Origin of the sequence: Micromonospora sp. WMMD714 (genome assembly GCF_029581315.1) — a bacterium.
Lineage (GTDB): Bacteria > Actinomycetota > Actinomycetes > Mycobacteriales > Micromonosporaceae > Micromonospora > Micromonospora rifamycinica.
Map to the genome: position 1 here is coordinate 3,793,831 of NZ_CP120744.1, position 22,442 is coordinate 3,816,272.

The 22,442-nt window shown below is 74.6% G+C and carries 7 protein-coding genes; 4 read left to right on the forward strand and 3 right to left on the reverse strand.

All coding sequences use genetic code 11. The features are described from left to right. Positions 1-7 precede the first annotated feature (7 nt). A complete protein-coding gene (locus O7625_RS16815; protein ID WP_282339790.1) occupies positions 8-16,099 on the forward strand; it encodes a type I polyketide synthase in 16,092 nt (5,363 codons plus the stop codon). Between the two features lie 11 nt (positions 16,100-16,110). Further along, a complete protein-coding gene (locus O7625_RS16820) occupies positions 16,111-17,016 on the forward strand; it encodes a proline iminopeptidase-family hydrolase (RefSeq protein ID WP_348774020.1) in 906 nt (301 codons plus the stop codon). A 30-nt stretch (positions 17,017-17,046) separates the two neighbouring features. Here the strand turns inward: O7625_RS16820 and O7625_RS16825 are convergent, their stop codons facing one another. After that, the gene (locus O7625_RS16825) at positions 17,047-17,490 is read right to left on the reverse strand and encodes a helix-turn-helix domain-containing protein (protein WP_282339794.1); all 444 of its coding nucleotides are present in this window, start codon (positions 17,488-17,490) and stop codon (positions 17,047-17,049) included. 135 nt (positions 17,491-17,625) lie between these two features. Between O7625_RS16825 and O7625_RS16830 the strand changes: the two genes are divergently transcribed. After that, positions 17,626-18,492 (forward strand): aldo/keto reductase family oxidoreductase, encoded by an 867-nt coding sequence (locus O7625_RS16830; RefSeq protein ID WP_282339796.1) that lies wholly within the window; start codon positions 17,626-17,628, stop codon positions 18,490-18,492. A 161-nt stretch (positions 18,493-18,653) separates the two neighbouring features. Here the strand turns inward: O7625_RS16830 and O7625_RS16835 are convergent, their stop codons facing one another. Next, a complete protein-coding gene (locus tag O7625_RS16835) occupies positions 18,654-18,902 on the reverse strand; it encodes a phosphopantetheine-binding protein (protein ID WP_067314908.1) in 249 nt (82 codons plus the stop codon). Between the two features lie 160 nt (positions 18,903-19,062). Between O7625_RS16835 and O7625_RS16840 the strand changes: the two genes are divergently transcribed. After that, a complete protein-coding gene (locus O7625_RS16840; protein ID WP_067314915.1) occupies positions 19,063-20,658 on the forward strand; it encodes an AMP-binding protein in 1,596 nt (531 codons plus the stop codon). A 238-nt stretch (positions 20,659-20,896) separates the two neighbouring features. Here O7625_RS16840 and O7625_RS16845 read toward each other — a convergent pair whose 3' ends face one another. Continuing rightward, positions 20,897-22,441 carry an AMP-binding protein gene (locus O7625_RS16845; protein WP_282339798.1) on the reverse strand — a complete coding sequence of 515 codons (1,545 nt, stop codon included), beginning with the start codon at positions 22,439-22,441 and terminating at the stop codon, positions 20,897-20,899. Position 22,442 lies beyond the last annotated feature (1 nt).

The following is a 22,442-nucleotide window of genomic DNA, read 5'->3' on the forward strand; positions in this document are numbered from 1 at the left end:
GGTTCCGATGTCGAACGAAGAGAAGCTCCTCGGGTACCTGAAGCGGGTCACCGCCGACCTGCACCGTACCCGGGAACGGCTGCGCGAGGTCGAGTCGCAGGAACAGGACCCGATCGCGATCGTCGGCATGGCCTGCCGCTACCCGGGCGGGGTCAACTCGCCCGAGGAGCTGTGGCGGCTGGTCGCCGACGGCGTCGACGCCATCGGCGACTTCCCCACCGACCGGGGCTGGGACACCACCGCCCTGTACGACGCCGACCCGGACGCCGCCGGCAGCAGCTACGTCCGGCAGGGCGGTTTCGTGCACGACGCCGCCGAGTTCGACGCCGAGTTCTTCGGCATCTCGCCCCGCGAGGCGTTGGCCATGGACCCGCAGCAGCGGCTGGTGCTGGAAGCGAGCTGGGAGGCGTGCGAGCGGGCCGGCGTCGACCCCGACTCGCTGCGCGGTGGGCCGGTCGGCGTCTTCGTCGGCTGTGGCGGCCAGGACTACTGGGACCGGCTCACCGTGCTGCCCGAGCCGGTCGAGGCGTACATGAGCACCGGCAGCTCCGGCGCGGTGATCTCCGGGCGGGTCGCGTACAGCATGGGGTTGGAGGGGCCGGCCGTCACGGTCAACACGGCCTGCTCGTCGTCGCTGGTGGCGCTGCACCTGGCCGCGCACGCGCTGCGGCAACGCGAGTGCGGCCTGGCGCTGGCCGGCGGCGTGACAGTGATGTCGACGCCCGGCTCGTTCGTCGCGTTCAGCCGGCAGCGCGGGCTGGCCGCCGACGGTCGCTGCAAGCCGTTCTCCGACGACGCCGACGGCACCGGCTGGGGCGAGGGCGTCGGCATGCTGCTGCTGGAACGCCTCTCCGACGCCCAGCGCAACGGTCACCGCGTCCTCGCCGTCATCCGGGGCTCTGCGATCAACCAGGACGGCGCGTCCAACGGGTTGACCGCCCCCAACGGGGTGGCCCAGCAGCGGGTCATCCTCCAGGCGCTCGCCAACGCCGGGCTCACCTCCGGCGACGTCGACCTGATCGAGGCGCACGGCACCGGCACCACCCTCGGTGACCCGATCGAGGCCGAGGCGTTGATCGCCACGTACGGGCGGGACCGGCCGGCGGACCGGCCGCTCTGGCTCGGCTCGGTCAAGTCGAACATCGGCCACGCCCAGGCCGCCGCCGCCGTCAGCGGCGTGATCAAGCTGGTGATGGCGCTGCACCACGGCGTGCTGCCCAAGAGCCTGCACGTGGGCGTCCCCTCCACCCACGTGGACTGGTCGGCCGGCACCGTGCAGCTGCTCACCGAGGCACGGCAGTGGCCCGACCACGGCCAGCCCCGCCGGGGCGGGGTGTCGTCGTTCGGGGTGAGCGGCACCAACGGGCACGTGATCCTGGAGCAGGCCCCGCCGGTCGAGGCCGTCGAGTCGACCGAGGCCGCCGAGCCGCCGGTGGTGCTCTGGCCGCTGTCCGGCCGGTCGGCGGCGGCGCTGGCCGGGCAGGCGACGCGGCTGCGGGACTTCCTCACCGACGAACGTCCGGTGGACGTCGGGTACTCGCTGGGCACCACCCGGGCCGCCTCGGCGTACCGGGGCGTGGTGCTCGGCGACGGCGTGGCCGGTCTGGAGGCGCTGGCTGCCGGTGGTGGCCTGTCGGGTCGGGTCGTCGCCGGTCGGACGGCGGTGTTGTTCACCGGTCAGGGTGCGCAGCGGGTCGGGATGGGTCGTGACCTGGCGGCGGCGTTCCCGGTGTTCGCGCGGGCACTGGACGAGGTGTGTGCGGCGTTCGGGCCGTTGCTCGACGGTGATCTGCGGGAGGTGATGTTCACCGATCCGGAGGGTGTGCTCGATCGGACGGGGTGGACGCAGCCGGCGTTGTTCGCGGTCGAGGTGGCGTTGTTCCGGCTTGCCGAGTCGTGGGGGCTGAAGCCGGACTTCGTGGCGGGTCATTCGATCGGTGAGTTGGCTGCCGCGCACGTGGCCGGGGTGTGGTCGCTGGCGGACGCCTGCCGGGTCGTCGCCGCCCGGGGCGGTCTGATGCAGGCGCTGCCGGCCGGTGGGGCGATGTTGGCGATTGCCGCGCCGCTGGCGGAGCTGGATCTGGGTGACGTGGACGTGGCGGCGGTCAACGGTCCCCGCTCGGTCGTCGTGTCGGGGACGGAGGAGCGGGTCGCGGCGCTGGAGTCCCGTCTTGAGGTGAAGACGCGCCGGTTGCGGGTGTCGCACGCGTTCCACTCGCAGCTGATGGACCCGATGCTGGCTGACTACGGGCAGGTTCTGGCGGGTGTCACCGCGACCCCGGCGCAGATCCCCCTGGTGTCGACCGCCACCGGTGACCTGGCTACCGACGATGAGTTGAATTCGGCCGGGTACTGGCAGGGCCAGGTCCGGGGCACCGTGCGGTTCGCCGACGCGGTGGCCACCCTAGCCGCGCGGGGCGTGACCCGGTTCATCGAGATCGGGCCGGACAGCGTGCTCACCGCGATGGTCGCCGACTGCGTCGAGGACACCACCGCCATCGCGCTCCAGCGGCGCCAGCGCGAGCAGGTCGAGGCGTACGCCGCCGGCATGGCCCAGGCGTGGATCAGCGGCGTCGACCTGGACTGGGCGGCGGTCAACCCGGGCGGTCGGACCGTCGACCTGCCCACCTACGCCTTCCAGCACCAGCGGTTCTGGCTGGACGCCCCGGCCGACCCCGGTGACGCCACCGCCATGGGCCTGGACTCCGCCGATCACCCGCTGCTCGGCGCGGCCGTCACCCTCGCCAACGCCGACGGGGCCGTCCTCACCGGCCGGCTCTCCCTCGACCGGCACCCGTGGCTCGCCGACCACGCCGTCGACGGCGCGGTGGTCTTCCCCGGCACCGGCTACGTCGACCTGGCCCTGCACGCCGGGGCGCAGGTCGGCGTCGAGACCGTCGACGAGTTGACCATCGAAGCCCCGCTGGTGCTGCCCGAACACGGGGGTGTCCAGCTCCAGGTCGTCGTCGGCCCCGCCGGCACCGACCACACCCGCACCCTCCAGGTGTACGCCCGCAGCGCCGACACCGACGCCCCGTGGACCCGGCACGCCAGCGGGGTGCTCGCCCCCGGTTCGCGTACCGCCGGGATTGCCCTCACCCAGTGGCCGCCGGCCGACGCCGAACCGGTGCCCACCGACGACCTCTACCAGCACCTGGCGACCGGCGGCCTCGTCTACGGCCCGGTGTTCCGGGGCCTGCGCCGGGTCTGGCGGCGCGGCGACGAGTTCTACGCCGAGGTCACCCTGCCGGAGGGGGTGGACGCCGACGGGTTCGGCCTGCACCCCGCCGTGCTCGACGCCGGCCTGCACGCCCTCGGCCTCGCCGACGGGGACACCTTCCGGGGACTGCCGTTCGCCTGGTCCGGCCTCACCCTGCACGCCACCGGCGCGGCCGGCGTCCGGGTCCGGCTCACCCCGGCGGGCTCCGGGGTACGGGTGGCGGTCGCCGACGTGGTCGGCGCACCCGTCGCCACCATCGACTCGCTGGTGCTGCGGCCCGTCCAGGTGACCCGCCCCGGCGGGGTCGCCGACGCGCTGTTCGACCTGACCTGGCAGGAGATCGGCACCCCCACCACCCCGACCACCCCGAACTGGACCCGCCACCCGGCCGCCCCGCCCACCGGCACCGGGTCGGACCTGACCCCGGTCGCCGCCGAGGTGGAGTCGGCGGTCCCGGGCACCGCCGACCTGCTGGTGCTGACCGCCGGGCTGACCGGGGACCTCGCCGGTCCGGAGGCGGTGCACGACGAGGTGAACCGGGTGCTCGGCCTGGTACGACAGTGGCTGACCGGCCCGGACACCCACCGCCTGGTGGTGCTCACCCGCCGTGCCGTCGGTGCCGACGTGACCGACCTGGCCGGGGCGGCGGTCTGGGGGCTGCTCCGCTCGGCGCAGGCCGAGAACCCGGACCGGCTGCTGCTGCTCGACACCGACACCGACCCCGCCGGGGACGTGACGTCGGCGCTCGCCCTGGCCCTGGCCGCCGGGGAGCCGCAGGTGCGGGTCCGCGACGGGGTGGTCTCGGTGCCCCGGCTCACCCGTCAGCTCGTCGAACCGGCCACCCCGGACGCCCCGCTGTTCGGCACCGGCACGGTGCTGGTCACCGGCGCGACCGGTGCCCTCGGTACGGCGGTGGCCCGGCACCTGGTGGCCACGCACGGGGTCACCCGGCTGCTGCTGGTGTCCCGTCGCGGCCCCGCCGCGCCAGGGGCCGACGACCTCGTCGCCGAGCTGACCGCAGCCGGCGCGCAGGTCGAGCTGGTCGCCGCCGACGTGGCCGACCGGGCACAGGTGGCGGCCCTCCTCGACGCCCGCGCCGACCTGTCGGCGGTGGTGCACACCGCCGGCGTGCTCGACGACGGCGTGGTGTCGGCGCTGTCCACCGCCCGGCTGTCGGCGGTGCTGCGGCCCAAGGTGGACGCGGCGTGGCTGCTCGACGAGGCCACCCGGGACCGGGACCTGTCGGCGTTCGTGCTGTTCTCGTCGCTGTCCGGGGTGCTGGGCGCACCCGGTCAGGGCAACTACGCGGCGGCGAACGCGTTCCTCGACGCGTTGGCGGTGTCCCGTCGCGCCGCCGGGTTGCCGGCGGTGTCGTTGGCCTGGGGGCTGTGGGGCGAGGGTTCGGCGATGACCGACCGGCTCGGCGCCGCCGACCGGGAGCGGATGTCCCGGGGCGGGGTGCTGCCGCTGGCCACCGCCGACGGGCTGGCCCTGCTCGACGCCGCCGTGGCCAACCCGTACCCGACCGCGGTGCCGGCCCGGCTCGACCTGGCCGCCCTGCGTACCCTCGGCGAGGACCTGCCGTTGCCGTTCCACGGCCTGGTCCGCCCGGCCCGGCGGACCGCCGCCCGCGCCGCCGCCGGGGCCACCGGGTGGGCGGCGGACCTCGCCGCACTGTCCACCGACGACCGCGAACGCGCCGCGACCGCCCTGGTCCTCAGCCAGGTGGCGGCGGTGCTCGGGCACGCCTCCGCCGAACGGATCGACGCCGGCCGGGCGTTCCAGGAGCTGGGCTTCGACTCGCTCACCGCCGTCGAACTGCGCAACGGGCTCTCCGCCGCCACCGGCCTGCGGCTGCCCGCCACCCTGATCTTCGACTACCCGTCGCCGCGTGACCTGGCCCGGCACCTGCTCAGCGAGATCGCCGGCCCGGACGGCGTCGACGCCGTCCGGAAGGTCGCCACGACCGTCGCCGACGACGAGCCGCTGGCGATCGTCGGGATGGCCTGCCGCTACCCCGGCGGCGTCACCTCGCCGGAGGACCTGTGGCGGCTGATCGCCGACGGCGCGGACGCCATCGACGGTTTCCCCACCGACCGGGGCTGGGACCTGGCCCGGCTCTACGACCCGACCAGCACCCGCCCCGACACGACGTACGTGGACAGGGGTGGTTTCCTCACCGACGCCGCCGAGTTCGACCCGGTCTTCTTCGGCATCTCCCCCCGCGAAGCGGTGATCATGGACCCGCAGCAGCGGCTGCTGCTGGAGGTGTCGTGGGAGGCGTTCGAGCGGGCCGGCATCGACCCGGGCACCCTGCGCGGCTCGTCCACCGGCGTGTTCGCCGGGGTGATGTACCACGACTACGTCTCCGGGCGCAGCTCCGGCAGTGTCGTCACCGGCCGGGTGGCGTACACGCTCGGCCTGGAGGGGCCGGCGGTGTCGGTCGACACGGCGTGTTCGTCGTCGTTGGTGGCGATGCACCTGGCGGGTCAGGCGTTGCGGTCGGGTGAGTGTGATCTGGCGTTGGCCGGTGGGGTGACGGTGATGGCGTCGCCGGAGACGTTCGTGGAGTTTTCGCGGCAGCGGGGGTTGGCGCCGGACGGTCGGTGCAAGCCGTTCGCGGCGGCCGCCGACGGGACCGGGTGGTCCGAGGGCGTCGGCGTGCTGGTGCTGGAGCGGTTGTCCGACGCGGTGCGCAACGGGCACCGGGTCCTGGGTGTGGTGCGGGGTTCGGCGGTGAACCAGGACGGCGCGTCGAACGGGCTGACCGCCCCGAACGGTCCCTCCCAGCAGCGGGTGATCCGGCAGGCGTTGGCGAATGCGGGGTTGTCGGCGGGCGAGGTGGATGTGGTGGAGGCGCACGGTACGGGTACCACGTTGGGGGATCCGATCGAGGCGCAGGCGATCCTGGCGACGTATGGGCGGGATCGGGATGGGCCGTTGTGGTTGGGGTCGGTGAAGTCGAATCTGGGTCACACGCAGGCGGCCGCCGGTGTGGCGGGTGTGATGAAGATGGTGTTGGCGATGCGACACGGGGTGGTGCCGCGGACGTTGCACGTGGACGCGCCCAGCCCGCACGTGGACTGGTCCGCCGGTGACGTGCGGCTCGCCACCGACGAGGTGCGGTGGCCGGCGGTGGACCGGCCGCGCCGGGCCGCGGTGTCGTCGTTCGGCATCAGCGGCACCAACGCCCATCTGATCCTGGAACAGGCCCCCGAGGCCGCGCCGCCCGCCCCGCCGGCCCCGACGCCGGTGCCGCTGTGGCCGGTCTCCGGACGGTCGGCCGGCGGCCTCGCCGCCCAGGCCGCCCGCCTCGCCGACTTCCTCGCCGACGCCGACCTGCACCCCGCCGACGTGGCGCTGACCCTCGGCACCGGCCGGGCGGCCCTGGAGCACCGGGGGGTGGCCGTCGGGGACGGCGTCGCCGGCCTCCGCGCCCTCGCCGCCGGCCAGGGTGTGCACGGCCACCTGACGACCGGCCGGACGGCGGTGCTGTTCACCGGCCAGGGTGCGCAGCGGGTCGGCATGGGTCGTGACCTGGCAAGGGCGTTCCCGGTGTTCGCGCAGGCCCTGGACGAGGTGTGTGCCGCGTTCGGGCCGCTGCTCGACGGTGATCTACGGGAGGTGATGTTCACCGATCCGGAGGGTGTCCTCGACGAGACGGGGTGGACGCAGCCGGCCCTGTTCGCGGTCGAGGTGGCCCTGTTCCGTCTTGCCGAGTCGTGGGGGTTGAAGCCGGACTTCGTGGCGGGTCACTCGATCGGTGAGTTGGCTGCCGCGCATGTGGCCGGGGTCTGGTCGTTGGCGGACGCGTGCCGGGTCGTCGCGGCCCGGGGTGGTCTGATGCAGGGCCTTCCGGCCGGTGGGGCGATGTTGGCGATTGCCGCGCCGCTGGCCGAGTTGGACCTGGGCGACATCGACGTGGCGGCGGTCAACGGTCCCCGCTCGGTCGTCGTGTCGGGGACCGAGGAGCAGATCGCGGCGTTGGAGGCGTCGCTGGAGGTGAAGACCCGGCGGCTTCGGGTGTCGCACGCTTTCCACTCGCAGCTGATGGACCCGATGCTGGCCGACTACGGGCGGGTGTTGGAGTCGGTGACCGCCAACCCGGCGGGTGTCCCGTTGGTGTCGACCGCCACCGGTGACCTGGCAAGTGATGATCAGCTCGGCTCGGTCGAGTACTGGCAGGGTCAGGTCCGGGGGACGGTCCGGTTCGCCGACGCGGTGGCTGCTCTCGCCGCGCGGGGTGTCACCCGGTTCATCGAGATCGGTCCGGACAGTGTGCTGACCGCGATGGTCGCGGACTGCGTGGACGACGCGGTGGTGGTTCCGTTGCAGCGTCGGGACCGGGAGCAGGTGCAGGCGTACGCCACCGGCATGGCCCAGGCGTGGACCAGCGGCATCGACCTCGACTGGGCCGCCGTCCACCCCGGCGCCCGCCAGGTCGACCTGCCCACCTACGCCTTCCAACGCCAGCACTACTGGCTCTACGACCCGGCCCTGGTCGGCGCCGGCCTGCTCGCCGCCACCCACCCGCTGCTCGACGCCGCCGTACCACTGGCCAATACCGACGGTGTGGTGTTCACCGGCCGGTGGTCGCCGCACACCCACCCCTGGCTCGCCGACCACGCCGTCGGTGGCACCGTCGTGTTCCCCGGCACCGGCCTGGTCGAACTCGCCATCCACGCCGGTGACCAGGTCGGCACCGGTGTACTCGACGAGTTGACCCTGCACGCGCCGCTCGTCGTCCCCGACGCCGGCAGCGTCGAGGTGCAGGTGGCCGTGGAGCCACCCGACCCGACCGGGCGGCGTGCCGTCCAGGTGCACTCGCGGGAACGGGACGACTCCCCGTGGACCCGGCACGCCACCGGCGTCCTCGTCGCCGGGGACACCCCCGGCGTCGCCCTCACCGCGTGGCCCCCCGCCGACGCCGAACCCGTCCCGTTGACCGGCCTCTACGACGACCTGGCCACCGGCGGGCTCGACTACGGCCCGGCCTTCCAGGGCCTGCGCCGCGCCTGGCGGGCCGGTGACGAACTGTTCGCCGAGGTCGACCTCCCCGACGGTACGGAGCACGACGGCTACGGCCTGCACCCGGCGCTGTTCGACGCCGGCCTGCACGCCCTCACCCGCGCCGACGGCGACACCCACCGGGGCCTGCCGTTCGCCTGGACGGGGGTGACGCTGCACGCCACCGGCGCGACCAGCCTCCGGGTCCGGCTCACCCCCGCCGGCAGCGGGGTCCGGATCGCGGTCGCCGACGCGCTCGGCGCACCCGTGGCCACCGTACGGTCGTTGGTGCTCCGCCCGGTGCAGGTCGCCGCCACCACCGGCGTCGCCGACGCGGTCTTCGGCCTGGACTGGCAACCCGTCGCCGTCACCCCCTCGGCGACCACCCCCACCTGGGCCTGGCACCCCGACACCACCCGGACGGGCGGGCCGTCCACCACGGCCACCGGCCCGGGTGCCGGCGACAGCCCCACCAGCGGGCCGGCCGGGCTGGTGGTGGTGCGCGCGGGCGGCACCGACGACGTGCACGCCGAGGTGAACCGGGTGCTGGGGATCGTCCAGCACCGGTTGGCCGGGGACGACGCCGCCCCGCTCGTCGTCCTCACCCGCTACGCCGTCGGTGACGACGTGACCGACCTGGCCGGCGCGGCGGTCTGGGGCCTGGTCCGGTCCGCGCAGGCGGAGAATCCCGACCGGTTCCTCCTCGTCGACGCCGACACCGACCGGCTCGACGACGTGCTCCCGCTGGCCCTGGCCACCGGCGACCCGCAGGTGCTGGTCCGCGAGGGTGTCGTCCGGATCCCCCGGATGGTCCGGCGCACGTTGCCGGCGACGCCACCGGAGGCACCGCGCTACGGCACCGGCACGGTGCTGGTCACCGGCGCGACCGGCGCGCTCGGCGCGGCGGTCGCCCGGCACCTGGTGACGGCGCACGGGGTGTCCCGGCTGCTGCTGCTCTCCCGCAGCGGTACGGCGGCGGCCGGTGCCGACGATCTCGTCGCCGAGCTGACCGGGGCCGGCGCGCGGGTCGACCTGCTCGCCTGCGACGTGGCCGACCGCGACCGGATGACCGCCGTCCTGGCCGGCGTGCCGGACCTGTCGGCGGTGGTGCACACCGCCGGGGTGCTCGACGACGGGGTGGTCTCGTCGTTGACGCCGGCCCGGGTGTCCGGCGTGCTGCGGCCCAAGGCGGACGCGGCGGCGCTGCTGGACGAGCTGACCCGGGACCGGGACCTGTCGGCGTTCGTGCTGTTCTCGTCGCTGTCCGGGGTGCTGGGCGCACCCGGTCAGGGCAACTACGCGGCGGCGAACGCCTACCTGGACGCGCTCGCGGTGACCCGTCGGGCGGCGGGCCGGCCCGGGGTGTCGCTGGCCTGGGGGCTGTGGGGCACCGGTTCGGCGATGACCGACCGGCTCGCCGACACCGACCGGGAGCGGATGTCCCGGGGCGGGGTGCTGCCGCTCAGCACGCAGGACGGGCTGGCGCTGCTCGACGCCGCCGTCGCCGGTGGCCCGGCCACCCTCGTCCCGGCCCGGCTCGACCTGCCCACCCTGCGTACCCTCGGGGACCGGCTGGCCCCGGTGCTGCGTGGCCTGGCCGGGCCGACCCGGCGTACCGCCGCCGCCGGAGCGGTGGACCGGCCGGGCAGCGGCTGGCTGGCCGGGCTGCCGGAGAGCGAGCGGGCCGGGGCCGTCCGGCACCTGGTGCACACCCACGTGGCCGCCGTGCTCGGCCTCGACGGCCCGGAGGCGGTGGAGGCGGACCGCACGTTCCAGAGCCTCGGCTTCGACTCGCTCACCGCCGTCGAGCTGCGCAACGCGCTCTCCACCGCCGTCGACCTGCGGTTGCCCGCCACCCTGATCTTCGACTACCCGACTCCGGCGGCCCTCGCCGAGTTGCTGCACCGGGAGCTGACCGGCGCGCTCGACGTACCGCAGGAGCGGCCGGTCGGCACCGTGGCGGCCGACGAGCCGTTGGCGATCGTGGGGATGGCCTGCCGGTACCCGGGTGGGGTGTCCTCGCCGGAGGACCTGTGGCGGCTGGTCGCCGAGGGCGGTGACGCGATCGGCGCCTTCCCGACCGACCGGGGCTGGGACCTGGCCCGGCTCTACGACCCGACCGGCACCCGCCCCGACACCAGCTACGCCGACCAGGGCGGGTTCCTGCCCGGCGCGGCCAACTTCGACCCGGCCTTCTTCGGCATCTCGCCCCGCGAGGCCGTCCTGATGGATCCGCAGCAGCGGCAGCTGCTGGAGGTCTCGTGGGAGGCGTTCGAGCGGGCCGGCATCGACCCCTCCTCGGTACGCGGCTCCGCCACCGGGGTGTTCGCCGGCCTGATGTACCACGACTACGTGACCGGGCACAGCGCCGGCAGCGTCGTCTCCGGCCGGATCGCCTACACCCTCGGTCTCGAAGGCCCCGCCGTCACCGTGGACACGGCGTGTTCGTCGTCGTTGGTGGCGATGCACCTGGCGGGTCAGGCGTTGCGGTCGGGTGAGTGTGATCTGGCGTTGGCCGGTGGGGTGACGGTGATGGCGTCGCCGGAGACGTTCGTGGAGTTTTCGCGGCAGCGGGGGTTGGCGCCGGACGGTCGGTGCAAGCCGTTCGCGGCGGCCGCCGACGGGACCGGGTGGTCCGAGGGCGTCGGCGTGCTGGTGCTCGAACGCCTCTCCGACGCGCGTCGGCACGGGCACACCATCCTGGGTCTGGTCCGGGGTTCGGCGGTGAATCAGGACGGCGCGTCGAACGGGTTGACCGCGCCGAACGGGCCGGCGCAGCAGCGGGTGATCCGGCAGGCGTTGGCGAATGCGGGGTTGTCGGCGGGCGAGGTGGATGTGGTGGAGGCGCACGGTACGGGTACCACGTTGGGTGATCCGATCGAGGCGCAGGCGATCCTGGCGACGTACGGTCGGGACCGGGATGAGCCGTTGTGGTTGGGGTCGGTGAAGTCGAATCTGGGTCACACGCAGGCTGCTGCGGGTGTGGCGGGTGTGATGAAGATGGTGTTGGCGATGCGGCACGGGGTGGTGCCGCGGACGTTGCACGTGGACGCGCCCAGCCCGCACGTGGACTGGTCCGCCGGCGACGTGCGGCTCGCCACCGAGGCGGTCGACTGGGTTGCCGGTGGGCGTCCCCGTCGGGCGGCGGTGTCGTCGTTCGGCATCAGCGGCACCAACGCGCACGTCATCGTCGAGGAGTACCCGCAGCCCGTCGTCGCGCCCGAGCCGACGCCGGCACCGGCCGTGGCGCTCTGGCCGCTGGCCAGCCGCTCCACCAGCGGCCTCGCCACCCAGGCCGCCCGCCTGCGGGACTTCCTCACCGACGAACGACCGGTCGACGTCGGGTACTCCCTGGCCACCGGCCGGGCGGCCCTGGACCACCGGGCCGTCGCCCTCGGCGGTACGGCCGCCGACCTGGCCGCCGGTCTGGAGGCGCTGGCTGCCGGCACCGGCCTGTCGGGCCGGGTCACCACCGGCCGGACGGCGGTGTTGTTCACCGGCCAGGGCGCGCAGCGGGTGGGGATGGGTCGTGAGCTGGCGGCGGCCTTCCCGGTGTTCGCGCAGGCCCTGGACGAGGTGTGCGCCGCGTTCGGGCCGCTGCTCGACGGTGATCTGCGGGAGGTGATGTTCACCGATCCGGAGGGTGTGCTCGATCGGACGGGGTGGACGCAGCCGGCGTTGTTCGCGGTCGAGGTGGCGCTGTTCCGCCTCGCCGAGTCCTGGGGGCTGAAGCCGGACTTCGTGGCGGGTCATTCGATCGGTGAGTTGGCTGCCGCGTATGTGGCCGGGGTGTGGTCCCTGGCGGACGCGTGCCGGGTCGTCGCGGCCCGGGGCGGCCTGATGCAGGCGCTGCCCGCCGGTGGGGCGATGCTGGCCATCGCCGCCCCACTGGCCGAGCTGGACCTGGGCGACATCGACGTGGCGGCGGTGAACGGCCCCCGCGCGGTCGTCGTGTCGGGGACCGAGGAGCAGATCGCGGCGCTGGAGGCCTCCCTGGAGGTGAAGACGCGCCGGCTTCGGGTGTCACACGCGTTCCACTCGCACCTGATGGACCCGATGCTGGCCGGCTACCGGCTGGTCCTCGACGGGGTGACCGCCCACCCGGCGGACATCCCCCTGGTGTCGACCGCCACCGGTGACCTGGCTACCGACGACGAACTCGGCTCGGCCGGGTACTGGCAGGGCCAGGTCCGGGGCACCGTGCGGTTCGCCGACGCGGTGGCCACCCTAGCCGCCCGGGGCGTCACCCGGTTCATCGAGATCGGCCCGGACAGCGTGCTCACCGCGATGGTCGCCGACTGCGTGGACGACGCGGTGGCGATCGCCGTGCAGCGCCGTGACCGGGGTCAGGTCGAGGCGTACGCCACCGGCATGGCCCAGGCGTGGGTCAGCGGCGTCGACCTCGACTGGCCGGCGGTCAACCCGGGTGGCCGGCGGGTCGACCTGCCCACCCACGCCTTCCAACACCAGTACTACTGGATGCGCGACGCCGACGCCGAGCGGGACGTGGTGGCCGCCGGCCTGCTCGACGCCGCCCATCCGCTGCTGTCGGCGGTCACCACGCTGCCCGACACCGACGGGCTGATCGCCACCGGGCTGCTGTCCCGGCGTACCCACCCGTGGCTGGCCGAGCACGCGCTGGGCGAGACGGTCGTGCTGCCCGGCACCGGGCTGGTCGAACTCGCCGTCCGGGCCGGGGACCAGGTCGGCTGCGCCCGGCTCGCCGAGCTCACCCTCCAGGCCCCGCTGGTCGTCCCGGACGACGACGGCGTACAGGTGCAGGTGGCGGTGGGCGCACCCGGCGACGACGGCGGACGGCCGGTCACCGTCTACTCCCGGCACCGGGACGCGCCGTGGACCCGGCACGCCACCGGCCTGCTCACCCCGACCCCGGCCGGCCCGCCGGCCGACCCGTCGACCGCCTGGCCGCCGCCCGGCGCCACCCCCGTCGAGATCGACGGCCTGTACGAGCGGATGGCCGACGCGGGTCTGGTCTACGGGCCGGTCTTCCAGGGCCTGCGGGCCGCCTGGCGGCACGGCGACGAGGTGTACGCCGAGGTCGCGCTCCCCGCCGACGTGCTCGACGCCGAGCGGTTCCACCTGCACCCGGCGCTGTTCGACGCGGCCCTGCACGCGATCGGGCTCACCCGGGGCGAGGGGGCCACCGCCGTCCCGTTCGCCTGGACCGGGGTGGCCGTCCACGCCACCGGCGCGGGCGCGCTGCGGGTCACCGTCACCCCCGCCGGCCCCGACCAGGTCGCCCTCACCCTCGCCGACCAGACCGGGGCGCCCGTCGCCCGGGTCGACTCGCTGGTGCTGCGGGAGATCGACGCGGGGCAGCTCGCCGCCGCCCGCACCGGCCGGCAGGAGCACCTCTACCGGGTCGACTGGACCCCGGTACCGCTGCCCGCCACCCCGGCCACCGGCCGCTGGGCGCTGGTCGGGGTGGACGAGTTCAAGGTGTCCGCCGCGCTCGACACCGTCGGGTTGCGCGCCGAGACCCACCCCGACCTGGCCGCCCTCGCGGCCGCCCTGGACGCGGGCGGGGCCGTGCCCGACGTGGTGCTGGTGGCCAGCGTGCAGCCCGACTCCCGGGACCTCGCCGCCGGGGCCCGGCACACCACCGGGCAGCTGCTCACCCTGCTCCAGGGCTGGCTCGCCGACGAGCGGCTGGCCTCGTCCCGGCTGCTGGTGCTCACCCGGGGGGCACAGGGCACCCCGGTCACCGAACCGGCCGCCGCGGCGGCCTGGGGTCTCGTCCGGTCCGCCCAGTCGGAGAACCCGGACCGGATCGTCCTGGTCGACCTCGACGACCACGACGAGTCGGCGCAGGCCCTCCCGGCGGTGCTGGCCGGCGGTGAACCGCAGTTGGTAGTCCGGGAGGGCGTCGCCCACGCCGCCCGGCTGACGCCCGCCGCCGCGCCCGACGGCACCCCCGGCAGTGTCTTCACCGCCGAGGGCACCGTCCTGCTCACCGGCGCCGGCGGCACCCTCGGCCGGCTCGTCGCCCGGCACCTGGTCGACGCGTACGGGGTACGGCACCTGCTGCTGGCCAGCCGGCGCGGCCCCGACGCGGACGGGATGGCCGCGCTGCGCGCGGACCTCACCGCCGCCGGGGCGGAGGTCACCGTGGCCGCCTGCGACCTGGCCGACCGGGACGCGGTCGCCGCGCTGCTCGCCGGGGTGCCCGCCGACCACCCGCTGACCGGGGTGGTGCACGCCGCCGGGGTGCTCGACGACGGGATCATCCCGTCGCTGACCCGGGACCGCCTCGACGCGGTGCTGCGCCCCAAGGTCGACGCCGCCACCCACCTGCACGAGCTGACCCGCGACGCGGCGCTCACCGCATTCGTGGTGTTCTCCTCGGCGGCCGGGGTGCTCGGCGGGCCGGGGCAGGGCAACTACGCGGCGGCGAACGCCTTCCTCGACGCGCTGGCCGGCGCGCGGCGGGCGGCCGGGCTGCCCGCCCAGTCCCTGGCCTGGGGGCCGTGGGCCGGCGGGGGGATGGCCGAGGGGCTCGGCGGCACCGACCGGGCCCGGATGTCCCGGGGCGGGGTGCTGCCGATGTCCACCGCCGAGGGGCTCGCCCTGCTGGACGCGGCGCTGGCCCGCACCGAGGCGGTGCTGGTGCCGGTGAAGGCCGACCTGCGCTCCTCGGCGGAGGGCGAGGTGCCGCCGATCCTGCGTACGCTGGTCCCGCCGGTGCGGCGGGCCGCATCCGGTCCGGGTCGTCCCGACCCGGCGGCGCTGCGGCGTACCCTCGCCGAGTTGGACGCCGACGGCCGGCAGGCGCTGCTGCACGACCTGGTCCGGGACCGCGCCGCGACGGTGCTCGGCCACGGCGGGCCGGGCGACGTCGATCCGGCGCTGCGCTTCGTTGAGCTGGGCTTCGACTCGCTCACCGCGATGGAGCTGCGCAACGCACTCAACGAGGCGACCGGGCTGCGGCTGGCCACCGGGGTGGTCTTCGACCACGGCAGCGTCGACGAGCTCGCCACCCTGCTGGGGACCGAGCTGGCCGCGCCGCAGGCCGGGGACGGCGGCGGCCCGGCCGACGCCGCCGACACGATGAGCGCGCTGTTCCGCACGGCGGTCAAGGGCGGCCGGGTGCAGCAGGGGCTGGCCCTACTCTCCGCGGTGGCGGACATCCGGCCCACCTTCGACGGGCCGGCCGACCTGCCGGAGGTCCCCGCGCCCCGCCGGCTCGCCCGCGGCGACCAGCGCCCGGCGATCGTCTGCTTCCCCTCGCCGATGGCGCTCGGCGGTGACCAGCAGTACGCCCGGTTCACCGCCGAGTTCGGCGGCACCCGGGACGTGTGGACGCTGCCGGTGCCCGGTTTCGGCCGGGACGAGAGCCTGCCCGCCTCGGCCGACGCGGCGGTACGGGTCTTCGCCGAGATGGTCCGCCCGATCGCCGAGCAGGGGCCGTACGTGATCGTCGGCTACTCCTCCGGCGGGCTGTTCGCCCATGCCACCGCCGGTGAGCTGACCCGGCAGGGGTACGCCCCGACCGGGGTGGTGCTGCTGGACACCTACCTGACCACCGGCAGCACCACGCCGACGTTCTTCACCCACATGCTCGACTCGCTGCTGGACCGGGAGGGCACCTTCGGCGAGTTCAGCAGTGCCCGGTTGTCGGCGATGGGGCGGTACGTGCAGCTGCTGCAGAGCTGCCCGGTGGAGCCGATCGACCCGCCGGTGCTCTTCGTCCGGCCGCAGGAGTCGATCGTGGCCGGTGGCGACAACGACGGGTGGCGGGCCACCTGGGAGACCCCGCACACGCTCCGGGAGGTGCCCGGCGACCACTTCACCATGATGGAGGGTCGGGTCGGCACGACCGCCGAGGTGGTACGGGACTGGATCGCGCAGTGACGACAGCGGGAGTGGACGACATGACACTGGCACCGACCGTCAAGGGCACCGTCGAGTTCGGCGCGTACCGGACCTGGTACCGGGTCACCGGTGAGCTGCCCGGCGACCGGCCGCCGCTGGTGGTGCTGCACGGCGGCCCGGGGAGCAGCCACGACTACCTGCTCAACCTGGCCGGGCTGAGCCGCTCCGGCCGGCCGGTGGTGCACTACGACCAGCTCGGCAACGGCGGCTCCACCCACCTGCGGGACCGGGGGGCGGACTTCTGGACGGTGGAGCTGTTCCTCGACGAACTGGACAACCTGCTGGGCCGGCTCGGCATCGCCGAGGAGTACGTGCTGTTCGGGCAGTCCTGGGGCGGGGTGCTGGCGGCGGCGCACGCGGTGCGGCGGCCGGCCGGGCTGCGGGGTCTGGTGATCGCCAACGCGCCCGCGTCGTACCCGCTGTGGTTGACGGAGCTGGACGTGCTGCGGGCGGCGCTGCCACCCGGGGTGGACGCGACGCTGCGCCGGCACGAGGCCGCCGGCACCACCGACAGCCCGGCCTACAAGGCCGCCATGATGGTCTTCTACCAACGCCACGTCTGCCGGTGCAAGCCGTTGCCGCCGGAGCTGATGGCCACCTTCATGGAGATCAACAGCGATTCGACGGTGTACCACACGATGAACGGGCCGAGCGAGTTCTGCATCACCGGGACGCTGCGCGACTACTCGCTGGTCGACCGGCTGCCGCAGATCGACACGCCGACCCTGGTGATCACCGGCGAGCACGACGAGGTCACCCCGGCGGCGGCCCGGCCCTTCGCCGACCTCGTCCCCGGGGCGCACTGGGAGATCGTCGAGGGCGCCAGCCACCTGCCCCACCTGGAGACGCCGGAGCGCTTCACCGAGCTGCTCACCCAGTTCCTCGACAAGCTCTGAGCCGACCGGTACGACGCCCGCGCCCGCCGGTCAGCCGGTGCGGGCGTCGTACGTCGCGCGGTGGGTGAAGACCTCGTCCATGTGCGTCTCGGCCCACCCCTTGAGGCCACGGATCACCTGGTGCAGGGAGAGGCCGAGGTCGGTCAGCTCGTAGGTGACGGTGACCGGCACCGTCGGCGTGACGGTGCGGGCGACCAGCCCGTCGCGTTCCAGCGAGCGCAGCGTCTGGGTGAGCATCTTCTGGCTGACCCCGGCCATCCGGCGGGCCAGCTCCGAGTAGCGCATCGGGCGGGGCTCGCCGGAGCAGTCGGCGCCGAACGGCTGCGCGCCGTCGCCACGCAGGGCGGCCAGCGCCAGCACCACCCACTTGTCGGAGATCCGGTCGAGCAGGTCGCGACTGGGGCACTGCGCCACGAACGCGTCGTACTCCGCCTTGGCCCGGGACCGCTGCTCGGCCGCCGTCATCGTCGTCACCGTGTCTTCCTTTCCCGTCGGAACGTTACGCACCTGTAGGTGCCTACTTCCCGTCAGGAAGCTACCTGACGATAGTGGAACCGGCACCCGCCAGACACCGCCTGGCCCGACGACGAAGATCCGAGGTAAGGAACCATGTCCTCCACGTCCCTTCCCGGCGGCACCTGGACGCTGGGCGATCTGACGGTCACCCGGTTCGGCTACGGCGCCATGCAGCTCGCCGGCCCCGGGGTGATGGGGCCGCCGGCCGACCCCGACGGCGCGCTCGCCGTCCTCCGGGAGGCGGTGGCCCTCGGCGTCACCCACATCGACACCAGCGACGCTTACGGCCCCCACGTCACCAACGAGCTGATCCGGGCCGCGCTGCACCCCTACCCGCAGGCGCTGCACATCGTGACCAAGGTCGGTGCGACCCGCGACCCGCAGGGCGGGTGGCCGCCGGCCCGGCAGCCGGCCCAGCTGCGCCGGGCCGTGCACGAGAACCTCACCAACCTCGGCCTCGACGTGCTCGACCTGGTCAACCTCCGGCTCGGCGACGCCCAGGGCCCCCGGCCCGGCTCGCTCGCCGAGGCGTTCGGGACACTCGCCGACCTCCGCCAGGAGGGCCTGATCCGGCACCTCGGGGTGAGCAACGCGACGGCGGAACAGGTCGTCGAGGCGCAGCAGATCGCGCCGGTCGTGTGCGTGCAGAACCTCTACAACCTCGCCTACCGCCAGGACGACGCGCTGATCGACGCGCTGGCCGAGCAGGGGGTCGCCTACGTGCCGTTCTTCCCGCTCGGCGGCTTCAGCCCGTTGCAGTCCGCGGCGCTCTCGGCGGTGGCCGCCCGGCTGGACGCGACGCCGATGTCGGTCGCCTTGGCCTGGCTGCTGCACCGGTCGCCGAACATCCTGCTCATCCCCGGCACCTCGTCGGTGGCCCACCTGCGGGAGAACGTCGTCGGCGCGGGGCTCGCCCTGTCGGACGAGGACCTCGCCGAGCTGGACAAGATCGGCCGCTGACGGGGCGACCCGCCGGCCCCGACGCGGGCCGGCGGACGCCCGACGAGGTGGCCGCAGTCGGGGAGTGGGCACCGGCCCCTGGCGCGGGCCGGCCTCCCCGGCCGCACGGAAAGGTCCCGTGACCGGAGCCGGTCACGGGACCTTTCCGCAGATCGGGTCGGTCAGACGGGAGCACCGAGCAGCTCGGTCATGACCCCCCACAGCGTCTGCGGGGTGGCGAACGTCTCCATCGACATCGCCTCGTCGACGAACCGCACGTTGTACTCGCTCTCGAGCGTCGCCAGCAGTTCGACCATGGCGAGGGAGTCCAGGCCCGAGTCGCGCAGGCTGGTGTCGCCCAGCAGTGGCTCCTCGGCGTCGAGGAAGGGCAGGTGCTGGCGCAGGATGGCCTCGAACCGTTGATCCCACATGTCCGCGATTCCTTCCGGTGCAGGGTGAGGAAGACGCTAACAACGGCTGTCAGGCGGTGACGACCCGACAAATCTCCGGTCGCCGGCAGGTCGGGGTAAGGGGCGGCTAGGGGGGTCGATGCGGGTGGGCACGGCCGGGGCCGCCGCTACGCTCCGGGCCATGAGTCGAGAGAACTTCGCGCGCACGCACGCCTCGGTGGAGACGCTGCACGAGTTCCTGTTGGCGGGCGCCCGGCTGACGCCCGACAAGCCGGCTGTCATCCACGTCGTCGGCGGCGAGGTCGGCTCCCTGTCGTACCGTCAGCTCGCCCAGCGGGTCGACGGCTACGCCGCCGCTCTCGACCAGCTCGGCCTGGACATCGGCGACCGGGTGATCCTGGAGTCGGACACCTCCCCGACCGCCATCGCCGTCTTCCTGGCCTGCTCCTCGCTGGGGCTGACGTTCATCCCGGTCAGCCCGGAGACGCCGGCCCAGCGGCTCGCGCTGATCGCCGAGAGCACCGCGGCGGCACTGCACCTGCAACCCGTCGACGGCCGCCGGGAGGCCGTGCCCGCGCCGCTGGGCACCGCCCGGTTCGGCCCGGACGGCATCCAGGTCGAGCGGGCCCCCGCGCCGCGCACCCGGCACCGCCGCGAGCTGGTGCCCACCGACCCGGCCTACATGATCTTCACGTCGGGCACCACCGGCCGGCCCAAGGGCGTGGTGATGAGCCACCGGGGCGTGCTCGCCTTCTTCCGCGGCATGCTGCGGCACGGCATCGTCTCCGCCGAGGACCGGGTCGCCACCACCTCGCCGCTCCAGTTCGACTTCTCGCTGCTCGACATCGGCCTGGCCCTGGGCAGCGGCGCGGCCGTGGTGCCGGTGCCCCGGTCACTGCTGCGCTGGCCGCGTCGCTTCGTGCAGTTCCTCGCCGACAGCGGCGCGACCCAGGTCAACGGGGTTCCGTCGATCTGGCGGGGGGTGCTGCGGCACGAGTTCGCCGGGCTGGCCGCGCTCGGCGAGCAGATCCGTGGGGTGCTCTACTCCGGCGAGAACTTCCCCCTGCCGGAGATGCGGGAGCTGCACCGCGCCCTGCCGCACGCCCGGGTGGTCAACTGCTTCGGCAGCAGCGAGTCCATCGCCGCGTCCTTCACCGACGTGCCGAACCCGCTGCCCGCTGAGGTCGACCGGATCTCCATCGGCCACGCCCACCCGGGTGCCGAGATGCTGCTGATCGACGAGGACGGCCGGCCGGTCGACACCCCGGGGGTCGTCGGGCAGATCCACCTGCGCAGCGCCGCCCTGTTCCACGGCTACTGGAACGACCCGGAGGCCACCGCCGCCGCGCTGGTCCCCGACCCGCTCAACCCGGCCAGCGGGCAGGTGGTCTTCCGCACCGGGGACCTGGCCTACCGGGGGGAGGGCGGCGAGCTGTACTTCATCGGCCGGGTCGACTCCCTGGTCAAGGTCCGCGGCAACCGGGTCGAACTGGGCGAGGTGGAGCGCCGGGTCCGGGACTTCCCGGGCATCGCCGGAGCCGCCGCGCTGATGCTGCCCCAGGAGGGCAAGGACCCGGTGCTGGCCGTGTTCGTGGTGCTCGACGAGGGCGTGACCGGCGTGGAGGAGATGGAGCTGGGCGCGTTCTGCCTGGAGGCGCTGCCCGACTACATGGTGCCGCAGCAGGTGCGGGTCCTCGACGAGCTGCCGGTCAACGCCAACGGCAAGGTCGACCGCCGGCTGCTCGCCGCCCGCGCCGGGCAGCCCACGCGGAGCTGATCCCGCGCCCCGACGGCCCCTGGCCGGTCCCTTCAGGAGGGGGACCGGCCAGGGGCTTTTCCTTGCCGCCGCCCGCCGCCCGCCGCCCGCCGCCCGAGGGGCGCTGGGCGCGCAGTTTCGTGGTTGTAGTGGCATCCGCGCGCGCGGATGCCACTACAACCACGAAACTGTGTCGATCATGGAGATCCCCGGCCCGGAGTGGTCCGGGCCGGGGAAGGTGGGGGGAGGTGAGTGCGGGTCAGCCCTCGGCGGCCTCGCGGGCCAGCCGGGACCGGTCCACCTTGCGATTGGAGTTCAGCGGGAACTCCGGCACGTGCCGGTACGAACGCGGCAGCATCCCCTTGGGCAGGATCTGCCGCAGCTGGCGGGACAGCTCCGCCGGGGCGGTCGGCGCACCCGTGTAGAAGACCACCAGTTCGGTGCCGCCCGCGCCGGCCCGGGCCACGGTCACCGCGTCCTCGATGCCGGGGCAGCCGCGCAGCGCGTGCTCGATCTCGGCCAGCTCCACCCGCCAGCCGTGCACCTGCACCTGCGAGTCGAGCCGCCCCAGATAGATCAGCTCCTTGTTGTCCAGCCGCCGGACCCGGTCCCCGGTGCGGTACCACCGCCGGCCGTCGCGCAGCAGGAACCGGCCCTCGTCGTCGGCCGGGTCGAGGTAGCCGGGGGTGAGCTGCGGGCCGGTGATGCAGAGTTCGCCCTCCACCTCGCTGGCCGCGCCGTCCGCGTCGAGCAGCACCCCGTCGTGCCCGTCGTGCAGGGCGCCGATCGGGACCAGGCCGTTGACGCAGAGCGCCGGGGAGGTCTGCGGTGACCAGCGGTGCCCGGTGATGGTCACCGTCAGCTCGGTCGGGCCGTAGATGTTCTCCAGCGTCGACCCGGGGGCCGCCGCCTGCCAGTCCACCGCGTCGGCCGCGTGCAGCGCCTCCCCGGCGAAGAAGCTCCACCGCAGCGACGGCATCGCCGCCGCCCCCAGCCGGCCGGTCCGCCGGACCAGGGTGATCGCGCTCGGGGTGGAGAACCACACGGTCAGGCCCCGTTCGGCGACGAATGCCGGCACGTCCCGGTAGGCCGCCGGCGGCACCGGATGCACGCTCGCCCCCGCGCCCCAGGCGCAGAACAGGTCGAACATCGCGCAGTCGAAGTTCAGGTCGAACGACTGGGAGAAGCGGTCGTCCGGGCCGAAGTCGTACCGGTCGTCGAGCAGCGAGAAGTAGTGCCGCAGGTTGCCGTGGGTGATCGGCACGCCCTTGGGCCGCCCGGTCGACCCTGAGGTGAACAGCACGTAGGCCAGGTCGTCCGGGCCGGCGGGGCGGGGCGCGGCCAGTGGCGTCGCCGAGGCCACCGACAGCCGTGGCCCGGTGCCGCTGCCGCGCGGGTCCACCACCGGCGCGAACACCGGCACCCCGGCCACCGCGTCGCCCAGCTCCGCCCGGACCGCCAACCCGGACTCGTCGAGCAGCAGGGTGGAGACCCCGCACGCGGTGAGCATCCCCGCCGTCCGGGCCGCCGGGAACTCCGGGTGCAGCGGGACGGCGGTCGCGCCGACGTACAGGGTGGCCAGCAGCCCCGCGTACGACTCCAGGGTCTTGCCGGCCAGGATGCCGACCACCCGGGGCGGCCCGTCCGGGCCGGCGGCCAGCGCCCCGGCCCAGTGCAGCGCGGTGGCGTGCAGCTCCTGGTAGCTCACCGGGCCGGTGGGCAGGTGCAGGGCGGTGGCCCGGGGCGCGGTGGCCAGCCCCTGGAGGAACCGGCCGTGCAGGGCGTAGTCGGTGTGCTGGGTCATC

Bases quoted from the DNA above. Each gene is read 5' to 3' on its own strand.
- O7625_RS16815 (WP_282339790.1), top strand. From the start codon at position 8: ATGTCGAACGAAGAGAAGCTCCTCGGGTACCTGAAGCGGGTCACCGCC.
- O7625_RS16830 (WP_282339796.1), top strand. From the start codon at position 17,626: ATGTCCTCCACGTCCCTTCCCGGCGGCACCTGGACGCTGGGCGATCTG.
- O7625_RS16835 (WP_067314908.1), bottom strand. From the start codon at position 18,902: ATGTGGGATCAACGGTTCGAGGCCATCCTGCGCCAGCACCTGCCCTTC.
- O7625_RS16840 (WP_067314915.1), top strand. From the start codon at position 19,063: ATGAGTCGAGAGAACTTCGCGCGCACGCACGCCTCGGTGGAGACGCTG.
- O7625_RS16845 (WP_282339798.1), bottom strand. From the start codon at position 22,441: ATGACCCAGCACACCGACTACGCCCTGCACGGCCGGTTCCTCCAGGGG.